At 67.8% G+C, this 16,930-nt stretch carries 14 protein-coding genes and 1 pseudogene; 5 read left to right on the top strand and 10 right to left on the bottom strand.

Annotated elements, in window-relative coordinates; genetic code table 11:
- Positions 1 to 132 precede the first annotated feature (132 nt).
- The 3 genes from HW274_RS12390 to HW274_RS12380 form a co-directional block, all read right to left on the bottom strand.
- On the bottom strand, positions 133 to 633 hold the full coding sequence (locus tag HW274_RS12390; RefSeq protein ID WP_185988910.1) for a CrcB family protein: 501 nt from the start codon (positions 631 to 633) through the stop codon (positions 133 to 135).
- On the bottom strand, positions 630 to 1,070 hold the full coding sequence (locus tag HW274_RS12385) for a CrcB family protein (RefSeq protein WP_185988909.1): 441 nt from the start codon (positions 1,068 to 1,070) through the stop codon (positions 630 to 632). Before HW274_RS12385 ends, HW274_RS12390 begins: the two co-directional genes overlap by 4 nt.
- A gap of 295 nt (positions 1,071 to 1,365) precedes the next feature.
- A complete protein-coding gene (locus tag HW274_RS12380) occupies positions 1,366 to 3,066 on the bottom strand; it encodes a DUF2079 domain-containing protein (RefSeq protein WP_185988908.1) in 1,701 nt (566 codons plus the stop codon).
- An 80-nt stretch (positions 3,067 to 3,146) separates the two neighbouring features.
- Between HW274_RS12380 and HW274_RS12375 the strand changes: the two genes are divergently transcribed.
- The 4 genes from HW274_RS12375 to HW274_RS12360 all read left to right on the top strand — a co-directional run bounded on the left by HW274_RS12375 (position 3,147) and on the right by HW274_RS12360 (position 9,252).
- Positions 3,147 to 4,613, top strand: coding sequence for an amino acid permease (locus HW274_RS12375; RefSeq protein WP_185988907.1), 1,467 nt, complete (start codon positions 3,147 to 3,149; stop codon positions 4,611 to 4,613).
- Positions 4,610 to 5,476 (top strand): inositol monophosphatase, encoded by an 867-nt coding sequence (locus tag HW274_RS12370; protein WP_081376180.1) that lies wholly within the window; start codon positions 4,610 to 4,612, stop codon positions 5,474 to 5,476. The genes HW274_RS12375 and HW274_RS12370 overlap by 4 nt, the downstream gene beginning before the upstream one ends.
- A gap of 224 nt (positions 5,477 to 5,700) precedes the next feature.
- The gene (locus HW274_RS12365) at positions 5,701 to 7,263 is read left to right on the top strand and encodes an MFS transporter (protein WP_075253696.1); all 1,563 of its coding nucleotides are present in this window, start codon (positions 5,701 to 5,703) and stop codon (positions 7,261 to 7,263) included.
- A gap of 111 nt (positions 7,264 to 7,374) precedes the next feature.
- On the top strand, positions 7,375 to 9,252 hold the full coding sequence (locus HW274_RS12360) for an alpha/beta hydrolase (RefSeq protein WP_075253697.1): 1,878 nt from the start codon (positions 7,375 to 7,377) through the stop codon (positions 9,250 to 9,252).
- A 126-nt stretch (positions 9,253 to 9,378) separates the two neighbouring features.
- Here the strand turns inward: HW274_RS12360 and HW274_RS12355 are convergent, their stop codons facing one another.
- The 6 genes and pseudogenes from HW274_RS12355 to HW274_RS12330 all read right to left on the bottom strand — a co-directional run bounded on the left by HW274_RS12355 (position 9,379) and on the right by HW274_RS12330 (position 15,468).
- Complete coding sequence (locus HW274_RS12355) at positions 9,379 to 10,659, bottom strand: SGNH/GDSL hydrolase family protein (RefSeq protein WP_260679104.1); 1,281 nt, start codon at positions 10,657 to 10,659, stop codon at positions 9,379 to 9,381.
- 107 nt (positions 10,660 to 10,766) lie between these two features.
- Positions 10,767 to 11,117, bottom strand: a complete 351-nt coding sequence (locus tag HW274_RS13025) for a hypothetical protein (protein WP_396027396.1) — start codon at positions 11,115 to 11,117, stop codon at positions 10,767 to 10,769.
- Positions 11,077 to 11,628 (bottom strand): transposase, encoded by a 552-nt coding sequence (locus HW274_RS12345; protein WP_185988906.1) that lies wholly within the window; start codon positions 11,626 to 11,628, stop codon positions 11,077 to 11,079. Before HW274_RS12345 ends, HW274_RS13025 begins: the two co-directional genes overlap by 41 nt.
- A gap of 383 nt (positions 11,629 to 12,011) precedes the next feature.
- The gene (locus tag HW274_RS12340; RefSeq protein ID WP_075253701.1) at positions 12,012 to 12,716 is read right to left on the bottom strand and encodes a response regulator transcription factor; all 705 of its coding nucleotides are present in this window, start codon (positions 12,714 to 12,716) and stop codon (positions 12,012 to 12,014) included.
- Entirely contained in the window at positions 12,713 to 13,771 is a 1,059-nt protein-coding gene (locus tag HW274_RS12335; protein ID WP_075253720.1) for a sensor histidine kinase, read from the bottom strand. The genes HW274_RS12340 and HW274_RS12335 overlap by 4 nt, the downstream gene beginning before the upstream one ends.
- Before the next feature lie 486 nt (positions 13,772 to 14,257).
- Positions 14,258 to 15,468: pseudogene (locus HW274_RS12330) on the bottom strand (IS110 family transposase).
- Positions 15,469 to 16,409: 941 nt separating this feature from the next.
- Between HW274_RS12330 and HW274_RS12890 the strand changes: the two are divergent.
- On the top strand, positions 16,410 to 16,544 hold the full coding sequence (locus HW274_RS12890; protein ID WP_256692429.1) for a hypothetical protein: 135 nt from the start codon (positions 16,410 to 16,412) through the stop codon (positions 16,542 to 16,544).
- Between the two features lie 170 nt (positions 16,545 to 16,714).
- Here HW274_RS12890 and HW274_RS13020 read toward each other — a convergent pair whose 3' ends face one another.
- Entirely contained in the window at positions 16,715 to 16,909 is a 195-nt protein-coding gene (locus HW274_RS13020) for a transposase (RefSeq protein WP_185988905.1), read from the bottom strand.
- Positions 16,910 to 16,930: the final 21 nt, after the last annotated feature.

Raw genomic sequence — 16,930 nt, 5'->3', positions numbered from 1 at the left:
TCATCGGCCCCGGAAGCGCCGTCGCGTATCCCCCGACCCACACACTTCGACCGAATCTTCATCATCGACCCGGAGCCGCGTCGTTTATGAAGTTTTGGTCGAAGTGAGGTGGGGTCCCCGCCCGGCGGCGGTCTAACGCAGGGCTGCGCCGGCAGCCAGCCCGAGTCCGACGGCGCCCAGCGTCGCCGCCGTCATGAGGGTCGCGTGCGCCAGGGCCGGCCCCCACCGCCCGGCCAGCAGCAGGCGCGCCCCCTCGACACAGGCCGTGGAGAAGGTCGAGTACCCGCCCAGGAAGCCGGTCCCCAGGACGGTGAGCGCGGTGGTGGCCCAGGTCCCGGAGTGCGGCGGGTCTGCCGTCCAGCCCACGAGCAGGCCCATGAGGAGGCAGGCGGTCACGTTGACGACGACCGTGCCCCACGGTATCCGCAGCATCCGCGACATGCAGGGCGCCCGCACCCCGGAACGACGCCGCTGCTGCTGGCCTCCCGCCGCAGCCTCTCGGGCGACTCGGCTGCTGAGGTGGCTGATGGAGGTGTCCACGCCCCAGCGGCAGGCCGCCCCCATCCCGCCGGCCAGTGCCAGGGGGAGCCAGTCGGCGAGCCAGGTCCCCAGCCCGGCGGCGGCCCCGCTCATGACACCTCCGGGAGAGGGCAGCTGCCCGTTCGGCCCGCACTGCCCGCGCCGCCCGGGCGGCGCAGACGGTCGGCCAGCCACAGCCCGAGGCTGGCCGCCACCAGCCCGGCCACCATCGACCCCACCAGGTAGGCGGTGCCGAGGACCGGGTGGCCGCTGCCCCCACCGGGGGTCAGGAGCCGGTGGCTCTCCAGGATGAAGGTCGAGTGCGTTGTCAGCCCGCCCAGGACCCCTGTGCCCAGGGCCAGTCGCAGGCGGGGGTGGCTTTCGCCGAGCGCCCCCAGCAGCAGCCCCAGGGCGAGGGCCCCGACGATGTTGAGGGCCAGGGTCGTGACCGGCAGGTGCCCGGGGGAGGCGGGCCAGGCCCGCTCCAGGGCAGCGCGCACCAGCGTGCCCGCGCATCCGCCCGCGGCGACCAGGGCGAGGGAGGCGGTCACGGATGGGGCCCGCCCGGCCGCTGAGGGGGAGGTGGCTACGGACGGGGCGAGGGAGGTGGCCTCGGATGAGGCCTGCCCGGCTGCCGGTGGGGAGCCGAGCGGTGGTGGGGTGCCTGCGGCGGGTCCCGAGGGGGATACAGCTGCCGGTGGGGAGTTTTCTGCCGAGGAGGACGCAGCCATGGCCGGGGCTGGCTCAGTCCCCGGCTCAGCCCCCGGGCGGGCGACGCCCCCCGGCGCGGAATCTCCCCCGGCCTCGGAGGTGCCGCGGGTTCCGGCATCGGCGCCGGGGTCGGCCTCAGCCATCGCGCTTGGCGATCTGGTAGTTGTCCTTGTTGTAGATGAGGGTGTAGGTGGCCCCCTGCTTGGAGTGCTTCTTGCCCCAGGCGGCGGCATCGCTACTGCCCCACTGGTTGGCGCTGGTCGGGGTCATGACGATGTACTCCTTGTCGGGGCCGCTCGTGCCCGCCCAGGAGACCTCGGCCCGGGGCACCAGGTAGGCCAGGAGCGACAGGTCGGTGACCACCGTGGCCCCCTCGGGGATCGTGGCGATGACCTCGTGGGCGACGGCCACCCGATGAGTCTCGGTTCTCTTCGCCTCGTCGCTCTGCTTGGCCTCGGCGGCGAGCGGGTCGAAGTTCTTGTTGGTGGCCTGCCACAGCGGGAGGTAGGGGGCGGTCAGCACCCCGGTGGCCACAGCGGTGAGGATGCTCGTGGCCACCACGAAGCGGTGCCGCATCGGCACCGTGAGCCAGGTGGGGAAGGCGGTCGGGCGCCGGCGTGGGCTGTCGACGTCGGACTCGCCGGCGGTGCCTGCCTCCCCGGAGGCCAGGGTGGCCCGGGCGGAGCGCTCCATGACCGCTCGGCCATCGACCCCCACCTGCCTGACGGGGTGGTCGGCCACGTAGGAGCCGTGCGCCCGGCGCCGAGCGACGACGTCGAGCAGCGCCCCCAGCGCGATGGGCATGAGGGTGGCGTTGTAGTGCCAGTTGTCCCACACCCAGTAGAACTCCACCGACCCCAGGAACCGCCACGCCAGCGTCGGCAGCACCACGAGCAGCCACGGCGAGGTGACCCCGACGACCCCGCTGGTGAGGATCAGCATGACGACCACCATGGCCTTGTGGGTCAGGGCGTCGGGTGAGGTGGGCTGGTCCTGCGAGCTCAGGCCGTAGTCCCACACCCCGTTGATGTTGAAGGCCGGCAGGAACACCTGGATCGCGAAGAGGAAGGCCGCGATCCCGCCGACGATCATGCCCACGCCCAGGCGCAGTCCCCGACGCCGGTTGCGGGCGGCATCGTCCTTGGGAGCGTTTCCAGCAGCATCCCCAGCGGCGTCGAGACCGTCGGCCCCACGGCCACCGGGCCGGATGACCGTGCACGTGCGGTACCAGGCCGGGACCGCCGAGGTGAGGATGACGGCTACTCCGATCATGAGCACCGTCAGCCCCATGTCCTCCTTGACCAGAACCAGGGGTGCCGACCAGGCCGTCACCGCCCCCCAGCGCCGCTCCACGAAGGCCACCGAGGCGTAGGCCAGCAGCGGCATCGCGAAGGCGATCTCGTGGAACTGCGCCGCCACCGCCCCCTGCATCCCCCAGGACAGGACGTAGACGAGCCCCAACCCACCGGCCACCCACTGATTCGTCAGGCGGCTGGCCAGGCGGGTCAGCGGCCAGGCCGACAACGCCAGCAGCAGGTCCTGAGTGATGAGCAGGCTCAGGGGCGTGGGGAAGAGCCTCCAGATCGGCCCCAGCAGAATGAGGATCGGGTGGAAGTGGTCACCCAGGAGGTTGTATCCGTCACCCTTGACCGGCACGATCGGGGTCTGGAAGTGGGCGTAGGCCTTGGCCAGCTCGGAGAAGATCGCCAGGTCCCAGCTGGGCACCGGCTTCATCGTCTCCCACTGGACGATCGAGTAGTAGATCATCACCCAGGCGCCGATGACGACGACGATCGCAGCCGGAATCGAGTGGCGGATCTGCTCCTTGAGGTTCACGGCGCCGAGCCTACCCGTGTGAATCGGGGATGAACCTGGTAGCGCTAGGCTCGTGGCGTCACCCACGATCAGGAGACGAGATGCCCCTCACGCCGCCGCCCGCCGATTCCACCTCGGCGGCCGAGTTCTCGCCGCCTCAGCGGCCTGACCTCGACCAGATGGTGGACCACGACGCCGAGCCCCAGCTCCAGCGCCACCTCACCAACCGCCACGTCCAGCTCATCGCCATCGGCGGGGCCATCGGAACCGGGCTGTTCATGGGGTCGGGGAAGACGATCTCCCTGGCCGGCCCCGGTGTGTTCCTCGTCTACGCGGTCATCGGCGCCATCCTCTTCCTGGTCATGCGGGCCCTGGGCGAGGTGCTGCTGTCCAACCTGTCCTACAAGTCCTTCGCCGACGTCGCCCACGACCTCATCGGGCCGTGGGCGGGCTTCTTCGTGGGCTGGACCTACTACGTGTGCTGGCTGGTGACGGCCGTGGCCGAGGTCATCGTCATCACCGGCTACGTGAGGTACTGGTGGCCACACCTGCCTCTGTGGATCACGCCAGTGGTGACCGTGGTCCTGCTGTTCGGCCTCAACCTCGCCACCGTCAAGGCCTTCGGGGAGATCGAGTTCTGGTTCTCCATCATCAAGATCGTGGCCATCATGGCGCTCGTCGTCGTCGGTGTCCTCATGGTGCTGCGCGGGTTCACGGCGCCCAACGGCGCCCACGCCCAGTTCTCCAACATCTGGAGCGGCGGGCTCTTCCCCAACGGTCTGAGCGGGTTCTTCGGGGCCTTCCAGATCGCCATCTTCGCCTTCGTGGGCACCGAGCTCGTGGGGACCGCGGCCGCCGAGGCCAAGGACCCGGAGGTCACCCTGCCCCGGGCCATCAACGCCATCCCGGTGCGCATCGTCCTGTTCTACCTGGGGGCGCTCGCGGCCATCATGGCCGTCACCCCGTGGCAGGAGATCAACCCCGAGGCAAGCCCCTTCGTGGCCATGTTCGCCCTGGCGGGGCTCGGCGTGGCGGCCAGCGTCGTCAACTTCGTGGTGCTTACGGCCGCGGCGTCGTCGGCCAACTCCGGGGTCTACTCCACCTCCCGGATGCTCTTCGGCCTGTCCTGGGCGGACAACGCCCCTCACGTCTTCCGCAAGCTGACGGCCCGTTCGGTGCCGGGGGTGTCCCTGGCCATCACCTGCGCCAGCCTGCTCACCTCGATCCCGCTGCTCTACACCTCCAAGTCCATCATCGCGGCCTTCACGACGGTGACCACGGTGGCCAGCGTCCTGTTCATCCTCGTGTGGTGCGTCATTGTCGTGAGCTACCTGCGGTTCCTCACCCTGCGGCCCGAGCTTCACCGCGCCAGCACCTTCCGCCTGCCCGGTGAGCGCGGGGCGGCCTGGCTGTGCCTGGCCTTCTTCGCCTTCGTCATCTGGACCCTCACTCAGGCCCACGACACTCGCATCGCGGTCTTCGCCTCGCCCCTGTGGCTGGTGGTGCTGGGCGTGGCCTGGCTCGTCCACAGCAGCCGGCTCGCCAGGCAGCAGGAGCTCCAGTCGTGAGTGCCGGTAGTGGGTCAGTGACACCGGAGCCGTCGGACGGGCCGACGTCGTCGGCCTGCCTGGAGGAGCTGCTCGCCCGCGGGGTGGCTGCGGTCCGCCAGGCGGCCGCCTTCGCCCTGGACCCGGGTGAGGAGCTGCGCATCGAGGCCAAGGCCCACCGCAACGACCTGGTCACCCAGGTCGATCGCGGCGTCGAGGAGCGCATCGCCGGCCACCTGGAGGCCACGGGCATGCCCATCCACGGTGAGGAGGCGCACCGTGTCGAGGACTTCGAGACCTACCGCGGGCGGGCCTGGGTGCTCGACCCCATCGACGGGACCCTCAACTACGTGGCCACCCACCGCGACTGGGCCATCTCCCTGGCCCTGGTCGACGACGGCGTGCCCACGCTCGCCGTCCTCGCCGACCCCGTGGCGGGCCGGCTCTACACGGCCATCCGCGGGCGGGGCGCATGGGTGCAGCCGCTTCTGGCGGGGTCGGCGGGCACCGACGACGCGGCGCCGCGGGCCCTGGAGCGGCTGGAGGACCTGCCCTTGAGCGAGGGCATGCTCATCGCCCACTACCAGCTCACGCAGGACGCGGGCATCGGCCAGGCCATCGAGGCCTCGCGCGGCATGCGCTGCTACGGGGCGGCCGCCCTGGAGATGGCGGAGGTGGCCGCGGGCGGCGCGGTCGTCTACGCCCAGCCGCGGCTCCAGCCCTGGGACGTCGCGGCCGGTGCGCTGCTGTGCACCGAGACCGGCGCGGTCCTGACCCGGATGGACGGGGCGCCCTTCGACGTGCGCCGCGCCGGCTCGCTCCTCGTGGGCACCCCGACCGCCCACGCCGAGGTGCTGGGGCACCTGCGCGCCGTCGGGGCCTGAGGCTCGCTGCGGTGGGCAGGGTGCCCGCCTTCGCGCGGTCGTGCCTTATGCCTCGAGATCGGGGGTTCAAGGGTGCGACCGCGCGACCTACCCTACGACCGCGCGGTCGTGCAGCCGGGTGAGCGCTGCGCGCAGGCGATCGCCCCGGTGTTAATCTGTGTGGCGGTCGTTTAGGTCTGGGGGCGCGTGCCGCCACCCGGGAACCCTCGCGAAAGGTGCGCCATGTGAGGCAGACACTCGTCTTGCTGCTGATCTGCACCGCCAGCTTCATGAACGTCCTGGACGTCACGGTCGTCTCCGTCGCGCTGCCTGACATGGGGGCCGCGCTGGGGGCGTCGCTGAGCGAGCTCCAGTGGGTCGTCAACGCCTACACCCTGCCGCTGGGGACACTCCTCATGTCGGCGGCGACGCTGAGCGGGTCGGTGGGGCGGCTGCGCCTCTTCCGCTGGGGCGTTGTCCTGTTCACGGCCGGCTCCCTGGTCTGCGCGCTGGCACCGTCGGTCGGTGTCCTGGACTGGAGCCGCTTCATTCAGGGGGTCGGTGGTGCGATCTTCCTGGGCGTCGGCGTCCCCATGATCTCGGACCGCTACCAGGCCGGCCCCGCCCGGGCGCGCGCGATCGGTGTCTACGGCGCGGTCTCCGGTGCGGCGATCGCCCTGGGACCGCTCCTTGGCGGAGGGCTCGTGCTGATGGCGGGCTGGCGCTCGATCTTCTGGGTCAACGTCCCGGTGGGCCTGGCGGTCTGGCTCGGATCGCGCTGGGTTCCCGAGGTCGGCGCGGACCGGGGCGGCGCTGCGGGCAAGGCGGCATCCAGGAAGGTCGACTGGCCGGGCACGGTGCTGTGCGTCGCCATGACGGGGGCGCTCACGCTGGCGCTCCTCCAGGGCAACACGTGGGGATGGGCCTCGCCCGTGATCGTCTCCCTGCTGGCCGGCTCGGCGGTGCTGCTCGCCGCGTTCTGCCTCGTCGAGAGACGATCGGCCAGCCCCATGGTCGACGTCTCGATCCTCACCGAACCCACCTACGCCGGCAGCGTCCTGGTCGGCTTCGTCATCCAGGCGGCCCTCATCGGCCCGATGGCCTTCCTGTCCCTGTACGCGCAGAACATCTACCGGCTCACCCCTGCCCAGACCGGACTGTGCTTCCTGCCCTTCAGCGCCTCCGCCCTCATCGTGGCCGCCACCTGCGGGGGTGCGGTCAGACGCCACGGAGCCAGGGCGAGCCTGCTGGGAATCGTGCTGGGCGGCGTCGTCGGCTCCTGCCTGCTCATGCTCCTACGCGGATCGAGTACCTGGCTGGTCCTCATTCCCGGGCTCGTCCTGGCGGGGGCCGCCACCGGGGCCACCGGGACGATCGTCAACCAGCTGGCGGTCTCCTCGGCCGATGAGGACACCGCGGGGATGACCTCAGGATTCTCCGCCTCGGCTCGGCAGCTCGGCATCGTCATGGGGGTCGCGGTCATGGGTGTGAGCTATGAGCGCGTCATCCGGAGCGTGATGATGATGGCCCCGCAGATCGGTGTCCTGGGGCGGACCGCGGATCGGGAGCGTCTCATCTCCCTGGTGGCCTCCGGCAAGGGGCTGCGGGCCCTGGATGGCTGGCCCACCGCCACGCCGGCAGGGATGCGCTCCCACCTGGCACCGCTGGTCCGCTCCGCCACGGATGCGGGGCTCAGCGTCAGCCTGGGGGTGGGGGCCGCGGTGATGCTCGCCGTCGCGATCCACCTGGCCCTGACCGTCCCCGGACGGCGCCAGAAGGGCGAGGTCTCGCACCTGTTCGCCTCGTGATCGTGCTCCCGCGCCGTCGAGGGTGATGCCGCGAGAGGGTTCAGGGTACGACCGCGTGACTTACCCTACGAACACGCCGGGCATATGGGGGACACAGGTGGCTTTCGTAAGATGCCGCGCATGACAAGAACACTAAGGCGGCGTCCGGTCGATTCAGGGCGCGCCAGCGCGGCGCAGACGTCCGCGCAGTCCTCGATGACAGGCGGCGCACCGCGCCGTCGTCGCACGGGCATCAGTGCCCTGGCGGTCCTCGTCGGCGGATGCCTGAGCGCCTGCGGGACGGGACTGTCCGCCGCAGCGGGCGGCTCGGCCACCGTCCCGGGCCCGATTCCCTCCGGCCTGGAGTCCTTCTACCGCCAGGCTGTCACCTGGTACCCCTGCGCCGCCACCGACGGCGTGGAGAAGGCCTCGGAGAAGACCGCGCAGGCGAGCGCCTCCACGACGGCCGCCACGGCCTCGGCGCAGGCAACCGCCACCCCGAGCTCCGACGGCGCGACCGGCGCAACTGGGACGGCCGGCTCCTCCGAGGAGGAGACCGACACGGCCACCTTCAGCTGCGCCGTCATCACCGTCCCCCTGGACTACGCCAACCCCAAGGGCGAGACCATCTCGATCGCCGTGAAGAAGCGCGCCGCCACCGGCGGCCACGCCCAGGGGGCCCTGTTCATCAACCCCGGTGGCCCCGGCGACTCCGGGGTCTCCTTCGCCGAGCGGGCGAGCAACGCCTTCAGCCCCGATCTGCTCGAGGCCTACGACATCATCGGCTTCGACCCACGCGGGGTCGGCTCCTCCACGGCCATCACCTGCTCCAGCGACGACGACTCATCCTCCGGCACCGCTGAGCCCTCCGCCTCGGCTGGGGCCACGGCCTCGCCGTCGGCCTCGGGCACGCCGTCGGCAGGTACTGAGCCCTCCACTGGGGCCTCCGCCGGGACCGCTTCGGGCGGCGACTCCTACGAGGAGTGGGCGGAGTCGACCCGGCAGTCTTTCCAAGAGCTGACCGAGCAGTGTGCCGCCAACACCGAGCCCGCCGCCCTGCTCGACCACGTCGACACCGTCTCCGCAGCCCGGGACCTCGACATCCTGCGGGCGCTGGCCGGCCAGGAGAAGCTGAACTACCTGGGCTTCTCCTACGGCACCTACCTCGCCTCCGTCTACGCCGAGACCTTCCCCGGCAACACGGGGCGCATGGTGCTCGACGGCGCCATCGACCCCTCCCTGTCCCTCGCCGAGCAGGGACTGGGGCAGGCCAAGGGCTTCGAGCAGGCGCTGCGCACCTACGTGGACTACTGCCAGAACTCCACCGGCTGCCCGCTGAGCGGCGGCACCGACGCCGGAGTCCAGCAGATCCGCGACCTCATCACCTCCGCCAACAGCACGCCCCTGGCGACCGGTGACCCGAACCGCACCGTGACCGGTGCGGACATCGTCACCGCCCTGAGCGAGTACCTCTACACCACCGAGCAGAACTGGGAGCCCCTGAACAAGGCCCTCGACCAGGCCATCAACCACCGCGACGGCTCGGCCTTCGCGGCCTCCGAGGAGCAGGACACCTCCTCGAAGGATGACGGCGGCGGGGCCTTCCAGGCCGTCACCTGCCTGGACTACCCGGTGGAGGGCGACAAGACGACCTGGGCCGCGCAGTACGAGCAGGCCCAGCGCGAGGCCCCGATCTTCGGGAACACCGCGGTCGGCATGGACCTGGTGTGCAGCGTGTGGGGGCACAACGGGACCCGCAAGCCCACGCAGATCCACGCCCGCGGGGCGGCGCCGATCCTCGTGGTGGGAACCACCGGTGACCCGGCCACCCCGTACGCCTGGTCGAAGTCCCTGGCCGAGCAGCTCGACTCCGGCCAGCTGCTGACCTGGGAGGGCAATGGGCACACCGCCTACGGCGGCGACGCCTCCTGCGTCAACGACGCCGTCGACGCCTACCTGATCTCCGGCACTATGCCCAAGAAGGGTCTGACCTGCCACGGCAACGAGTAGGCGCGTCACCATAGAGCCAGCGGGCGGGTCGAGGTGCACTCGGCCCGCCCGCTGGCGTCACTGAGGGCGTGCGTTCGACGACCGGGGCTGCGCAGGGGCGACCTGCCGGGAGGAACGCGCGGCGGCTCAGGCGGCGGGGGCGATCTGGGTGGTGAAGTCCTCCTTGCCCTGGTTGTCAGTGATGACAGCGGTGACGGAGACCTGCTCATCGGCGGGCACGGTGGCGGTGGCCTGGGTCCCGGTGAGGATCTCCTCGGAGCCGTCAGCGCGCTGGATGTACCAGTCGATGTTTGTGATCGTGCCGTCGGAGTCGGTGGAGGCCGAGGCGTCCAGGGCCAGCTGGTCGCCATTGCGGGCAAGGGTGAAGGAACCAGCGGGGCGCGTGTTGTCCACCTGCGCCTGTGCGGCGGCGGGCAGCTCCTGCGCGGCGGCCGGCTGCTCCTTCAGGACGCCCATGATGGAGCCGGCGATGGCTTTGTGGCCGGCGGCGTTGGGGTGGAAGCGTCCGTCGTTGATGAGGCCGTCGAACCAGGAGGACTGCTTGCCGCACAGCTCGTGTCCGGCGAAGGGACCGGAGGGGTCGGCGAACCGGTAGCCGTGGCGCTGGGCCGCGGCCTTGGCGGCGGCGTTGATCTCGTTGGTCTTGGCGTTGATCCAGCGCTGATCCACCTTGGTGACGCCTTCGCAGCGCCCCGGTACTGGGAGGATCTGGCCGGCTCCCTGCGGGGTGAACATGCGCGGGTAGCCGACGGCGACCACGGTTGCGCCCGGGGCGCGGGCGGCGATGTCGGCCACGAGCGTGTCATAGCTGGTGATGTCCGCGCGCGTGGTCTTGCCGGCCAGGGCGCTGATGGCGCCGTCAACCTGCTCGGAGACCTCCTTGTTGCCGGAGCAGGTGGTGAAGGGGGCGGCGGTGATGCACTTGGAGAAGAGTGTGGAGAAGCCGGCGTCGTTGCCGCCGATGGAGAAGGTGACCAGGCTCGTGGAGGCGTTCAGGTGGTCGAGCTGGGCGGCTTCCTTCCCGGGCTGGTAGAAGTCCTTGGTGCGGGCCCCTGCGCAGGCGCCGAAGTCGAGCGACTTACCGGTCTGGCCGGCCACCTGGTGGGCGTAGGCACCCGCGGCCCGCTTGCACCCGTTACCGCCTTCGACGTCAGTCCCGCTGGCGTAGGGCGGCGCCCCGACGCCGGAGGCGTAGGAGTCCCCCAGAGCCACATAGGTGTCGGTGGGAGGTGAAGGCTCCAGAGGCGTGGCACTGCTCGAGGGACTGACGGCAACAACGCACGCGAGAGGGGCGGCGAAGACCGCTGCACCGATGCGGCGCAGAAGACGACGTCGTCCCCGGGCCGTGTGTGCTGCGTTCCGTTGTACGGACGACGGGGTGGTCGAGGAATCATGACGGCTGGGCATAGCGTCTCCTTGGGTTCCACAGACAAGCACGACACACAATACTACCGACAAGTAGAATGAATAACATTGCCACTGTGTCAGGGTGCCCCTACACCATGTGTCCGTACTCAACCCTGCAGATTCCGTTGTGGGTGCCTGCGGTGTTGTACGCGGGTGTCCAGGCGGCCTTGGGGATGGTGCCCGTGAATCTGCGGCGTGTGCTCGGGAAGCGTGAACCCCACGCTGTAGGACGCCCGCCGACGGGCCAGGAGCTCAAGGGTCTCCTTCGTACCTCCGGCCCCGTCGATGCACGCCAGGACCCGCCGCCCGGGCCGCGGCCCTAGTCCGGCCTGGTCCAGTGCGCGGCGGATGATCTCGACATGGTCAGCGGCGGTGCTCGACCCGGCGTTACCGGGCCGCAGCACGAGCGCCGCGCACTTACCCCCACCATCGGGGCCGTGGTCGAACCATGCGGTCAGGGGGTGGTAGCCAAACCCCTTCTTGAAGATCGGGGCCGCACCCTCTTTCTCTTAAGTGGACATTAACCAGGGTGGCGTCGACGTCGATCGCCAACGGACGCTCAGCGCCGATTCCAGCCGTTGGTGAGTGCTCGCCAGCCAGGTCCCACACTCGCTGCCGCACCGTCTTGCGAGCCCGGTTCACGGTGGCCTCGACCGCCTCGACGTGGTCGGCCAGGGTCGCCACAAGTCGCGAGACCGTCGGGTCAGAGGCAACAGGCTCCAAGACCTCCTTGTCGCACCGCAGCAGCGAAAGGTCAGACAGGCACCGGCCGCCCAGGGCCACGCACACAGCCAGATCCAAGATGATCTTGCCCGGGTCGTGCGCCGACCACGACCGCCGCCACGCAGACAGGGCCCGCGAGAACTCGTCGCCCAGGTCCGTGACCCTGCTCGTCTCGGTCAGCAGCCTCGCCCCGGCCAGCCCCAGCGCAGGAACGTCCCCGGACTCCGCACCCACAACCGGATACAACCCGCTATTCTTCACCGCGAAGGTGCTCCTCTCCTGGTTATGCACGGACCTAAGAAATCCGCACTATCACAGGAAAAGAAACACCTTCACCCCGTCTTCAACACTTCAACAATGAACAGCCGAGGTTAGCGACGTCGGACCTTCGTGCTCAGCCCTATGAGGACTCAGATCTGTTGCGATGACATGCGTTGTTCAGGTCAGAAATTGGTGCCCCAATTTCGAAAAAACGACCATTCGAAGTTTTTGTTGAAAGGGGCGCAAGTGAACGAAAAGATGAAGTGGAACATGGTTCCTCCTTTCTGAGTGTCGGTGATGCACTAAGTATATCGTGTTGGGTAACAGGGTGAATCACCCATTCGGATAGGTAGATCGGATGAGTCTGCTCAAACCAGATTGTGCCGCAGGGCGTACACCACTGCTCCTACCCTGTCCTGGACTCCGAGTTTGGCGATGATCGCGGAGACATGAGTCTTGATTGTGGCCTCGCTGAGTCGCAACCGGGTAGCAATCTGCTTGTTGGTCTTGGCGTCGACGACAAGTGTCAGTACCTCCCGTTCTCGTTCTGAGAGGGTGATCCCATGGGGGAGTGGAGAAATGCTCTGCTGTGCTTGAGTCGGCTTCGAGATGGACTCCGAGGGCTGGGCAGAACCGTTTGCCCATAGTCTGGCCTGGTCGCTGATGATGGCCGATGATGTTGGTGACAGGACGAGATTGCCTGCGACCGCCTGTCGGATAGCACCGGCCAGGGATGATGCGCCGTCCTCCTTGGCGACAAATCCGCGTACCCCCAATGCCATGGCGTCGTCGACGATGGAGTCGGCCGTGAAGGTGGTCAGGATAAGGATCGCAATATCCGGGTGCTCCTCGAGAAGTGCTTTAGCCAGTGCAAGTCCATCCATTTTGGGCATCTGGACGTCTACGAGAACGGCCTGGACTGTGCTCTCAACCTCCGAGGAGTGGAAGAGGTCGAGAGCCTCCTGGCCGTCCTTGGCTATCCAGGAAACGGCAATGTCGTCGTATTTGGAGAGAAGCTCTCTCAGCGTCTGACGAACAAGGGCGTCGTCGTCCGCTATACCTATATTGATCATGACTTATTCACTATGACTTGTGTGGGTGACTGTGAGAGAGGGATGGAGGCGGATGTCAGCCAGGTTCCGTTGTCCATCAGCGTATTCAGTGAGCCGCCGATGGTTGAAAGTCTTTCCTTCATGCCAAGGATTCCCATCCCGGAGGAAGGGAGATTATGATGCGAGGAGGATACCCCATTGGTTACTACGAGGCGAGCCTTGTTCGCTTCCCGGCTTAGGGTGATGGTGACTGGTCGATCGTAGTCGGCATGTCTAAGGACGTTGGAGCTCATCTCCCGAAGCACCCGGGAGAGGATGGCAGCTTGAAGACGGGTGTAGCGTCCATCTCCTTTGCACTGGTAGGTCACGGAATAGCCGGATGCGGATAGATCGTCGGCGACGGCACGTACGGACTCCTCAAGATCCAGCACGACGGCTCCTAGCCCGGTGGTGATGCGTGCGCGATCGGTGCGCTCGTTGTCGTTGTTTCGTAGGGCTCGCAGCACGAGTCGTAGTTCGTGAAGTGAGTCAGCCGCGGTGGACTCGATCGCCGCGAACTCATGCCGAGCGGCGACGGGGTAGGAGGAGTCCGCGGCCGCGCGCTGTGCCCGCAAGGCGGTCTGGGACATTGAGTAGGCGACGAGATCATGCATCTCACGCGCGATCTCTTCGCGGATAGACGTCAGTTGTTCAGTGGCGGCAGAGACCTCTTGATGTAACGTCACTTCCGTGCGACGCAGCATTGCTCCGGGAAGAAGGGTGCAGGATGCGAGGAACAACTGAGAAATTGCATCCGGGATAGGTCCTGTTGGGATGACGACTGCCAGGGGGATGATGAGAGCTATAATGAGGGCGATCCCAAAAGGGAAGAACAAGCCCAGATAGAATAAGAAAACGGCGTTGGTTACCACCACATCGCTGGCAGGAACGTGTGGCGTCTGAAGGAGCACGATCCAAAGGGTCAGATAACTGAGAGATCCTGATATGGGGTATGCAGGAATTAGGGACAGAGTGATGACTGTTAAGAGAAGAAAAATGAGGCGATCTGTGTTGGGTGAGCCGATGAGGGTGAGCATGAGTACTAGGTTGGTGACCCCAACCATGAATCCAACAGTGGCGTATCGCTGCTGGGACCGGGATGCATCCCATAGATACGAGCCCGACCACCAATGATGGCGGGTGGTGGCGGCATCTGATAGGTTGCTCATATAACTTTAATACCGGATGAATTATTTTGTGTCAAGCGGTTTTCGTGAACATGAAGGCGGGGTCAACACCAACCATCGTCCCGTTACTGGTGGCCTCCGGTGGTGGGCGCCGGAGGCCGGAGCGGGTGTGGGTGGTGGTAGTTCAGGCTGCCGGCGCCATGCCCCGTACCCTGCGGGCCGTCGGCACATCCGATGAGGGCGTGACCGGCCAGTGTTCGGGTGAGACCGGTGGTCTCACCCATCGAGACCGAGAGGGCTCGCTCTGACTGGTATGCATGTCACCGTTGATTGACGGCGTCGATGTGGTGGGGCAGAACTGGGTCGGGCGCCAGGGGGGTGCCCCTATGTGGTGTGTCAAGCGGCGGCGGGTAGTTTCGTGGCTGGTTGTGGGTCGTAGAGGGCTCCATCTCGGATCATGGCGTGCAGGGTCAGGATGCGGCGGTGGGCCAGGGCGAGGACGGCCTGGCCCAAGGCGGTTTGCCTTGGTCTCGTTTGCGCTGGTAGTAGGCCCGGGAGACGGGGTCGGAGCGCAGGGAGGCGAAGGCGGACAGGAACATGGCGCGCTTGAGCCTCTTGTTGCCGCCGTGGGAGACGTGCTCGCCACGGATCGATGAGCCGGAGCGGCGTGTGACGGGAGCGAGCCCGGCGTAGGAGGCCAGCTGGGCGCCGGTGTCGAAGGTCTTGCCCAGGGTCTCGGCCAGGAAGACGGCGGCGGTCCTGACCCCGATCCCGGGCATGGAGATCAGGACCTCATAAAGAGGGTGGGCCTCCACTAGGGCCTCGACCTGGGCGGCGACATCGGCCCGCTGAGCGTGCAGGGAGATGAGCTGCCTGGCCAGGTGAGGAAGCACCACTGCGGCGGCGTCGGTGCCGGCGACCACCACGCTCTGGTGCTCCAAGGCCGAGACGATCTGGCCGGCCCAGGTGGCGTGCCGCCTGCACCCGTGCTTCTTGAGCCTGGCGTCGATCCTTGCCTTGCCCGCTCGCTTCAGGTCGGCTGGGGTGGGCCAGGCGGCGATGACCTCCAGGACGGCGTCGTGCTCCAGCCAGGGCCCCAGCACCTGCTCGAGGGTGGGGTGGATCTGGGTGTACAGGCCCCGGATCCGGTTAGCGCTCTGGTTGACCTGGCGGGCCAGGTCCAGGTCGAATCCCGTGAGCATCGACAAGGCGGCCGCGTCCTCGTCCGAGGCGTTGATGGCTCTCAGGGTGTGGGGCATGCTCCTGGCCGCGCCGGCGATGACGGCCGCGTCCTTGGCGTCGGTCTTGGCGCTGCCCGGTGTCAGGTCGGCGATGCGCCGCATCGACAGTCCGGGCAGATAGCCCACGGTGATGCCCATGTCCTGAGCCACTGCCACGGCCAGGGCCCCGATGGTGGCGGGCTGGTCTACTACCACCAGCAGGTGTCCGTGATCGGCCAGCTTCTTGTAGAGAGCACGCAGGCGCTCCTCGTCGTTGGGCAGGGCCTTGTCGAAGACCTTCCGCCCTTCCCGGCTCAGGGCCGTAGCCCAGTGCTCGCTCTTACCGACGTCGATGCCGATGAAGACCTCGATGTCCTCGGTATTCATCTTCGTGCCGCCTCTCGCTGCATGGGTGTGGGGCCAGCCGGTGGACGACCGGTTCCGCACCCACGTTACGAAAGACCTCACACTCGATGGGTCGTTCCCCTTATCAGCGGTCACCAGTGCCCGGCTGCTGCGGGTGACAACACCCCCCGGATCATCTAAGGACAGGGGCAAGACATCATGCCCACAGCAGCTGGCCCAGCCCCGGACGACCCGGGACCACCAACAAGGTAACGGGCGGCAAGGTTGGGTGAGGGTGTCTGAGCTGCTTTGATGGGGGTGGTGTGTCGCGGGGACGGGGGCGCGGGCCCTGCCGTCGGAGTCGACCATCCGGCGGGTGCTGCAGGGCCTGGACCCCACCGACCTCAACACCCGTCTGGGGTCGTGGTTGTGCACTCATACCGGCACCGTCAACGGTCGCAGGGTGATCGCGGTGGACGGAAGACACCGTGTGCGCAGCCCGTCTGGGGCAGGCCTCGGCGCCGCTCCTCCTGTCGGTCCTGGACCACGCCACGGACGCCGTGCGGAGCCAAGCCCGGGTGCGGATAAGTCCAACGAGGTCTCCGCCGTCAGGAGCCCCTCGACCTCGACGGGGTAGTGGTCACCGTCGATGCCATGCACACACAGGTGGACACCGCCCAGCGGATCCTCGATCAGGGCGGCCTCTACGTGCTCACACCTCTAGGCGACCAGAAGACTCTGCGCAGGACGTTCAAGGACCTGCCCTGGAAGAAGGTCCCGTCCGTCTCGAGCGTCGACACCGGCTTCGGGCGGCGGGTGCGGCGTACCGCCCGATGCCGTCCAGGCACCCAAGTGGGTGGACTTCCCCGCAGCCGCTCTGGTACTCCAGGTCCGACGTACCAGGACCATCAAAAGCAGGAGGCACGTTGAGGTGGCATACCTGGTCTGCTCACTGCCCATGGAGCAGGCCCAGCCTGAGCAGGTTGCCGCCTGGATCTAAGGGCACTGGGGAATCGAGAACCGGCTCCACGTCGGTCCGTGACGTCGTCTTCGATGAGGACCGCCACCAGCTGCGTACCCGCAACGGCCCCGAGATCATGGCCGCCCTGCGCACCTGACCACCCGGCCTCATCCGCCTGGTCTACGGCGCCCAAGCCGCTATCGCCTCCACCACCAAACCCCTGTCACGGCAACCAAAACGCGCCATCAAGCTCATCACCTAACCAACCACCTGACCCGACTTTGCCGACCCCCTGCGCAACTCACGGAACTTCCGCTCTCAGCTGCGCTATCTCGGCTGACTGGCGGGCATTCTTACGGTCCTGGTCGGTGGCGTGCTCCTTCTTGTATCTTGCGAACCTGTTACCCGCCGTCTGGGGGACAGGTCATACGACGAGGCGACCGAGGAGATAGTGCGTTCTTTCTCGATGACCTCACGCACCACCTGCTCCTTGAACTCCCCGGAGTATCTCGCTGTTGGCATAGTCTCCATCCTATCGACCCA

Source organism: Actinomyces sp. oral taxon 169 (genome assembly GCF_013394715.1).
Lineage (GTDB): Bacteria > Actinomycetota > Actinomycetes > Actinomycetales > Actinomycetaceae > Actinomyces.
Note: the sequence above shows the minus strand (reverse complement) of the source record. Positions and strands in the feature narration are given on the sequence as shown.

Bases quoted from the DNA above. Each gene is read 5' to 3' on its own strand.
- HW274_RS12335 (WP_075253720.1), bottom strand. From the start codon at position 13,771: ATGCTCACCCTCATCGGCTCACCCAACACAGATCGCCTCATTTTTCTT.
- HW274_RS12340 (WP_075253701.1), bottom strand. From the start codon at position 12,716: ATGATCAATATAGGTATAGCGGACGACGACGCCCTTGTTCGTCAGACG.
- HW274_RS13020 (WP_185988905.1), bottom strand. From the start codon at position 16,909: ATGCCAACAGCGAGATACTCCGGGGAGTTCAAGGAGCAGGTGGTGCGT.
- HW274_RS12360 (WP_075253697.1), top strand. From the start codon at position 7,375: ATGCCGCGCATGACAAGAACACTAAGGCGGCGTCCGGTCGATTCAGGG.
- HW274_RS12375 (WP_185988907.1), top strand. From the start codon at position 3,147: ATGCCCCTCACGCCGCCGCCCGCCGATTCCACCTCGGCGGCCGAGTTC.
- HW274_RS12355 (WP_260679104.1), bottom strand. From the start codon at position 10,659: ATGCCCAGCCGTCATGATTCCTCGACCACCCCGTCGTCCGTACAACGG.
- HW274_RS12390 (WP_185988910.1), bottom strand. From the start codon at position 633: ATGAGCGGGGCCGCCGCCGGGCTGGGGACCTGGCTCGCCGACTGGCTC.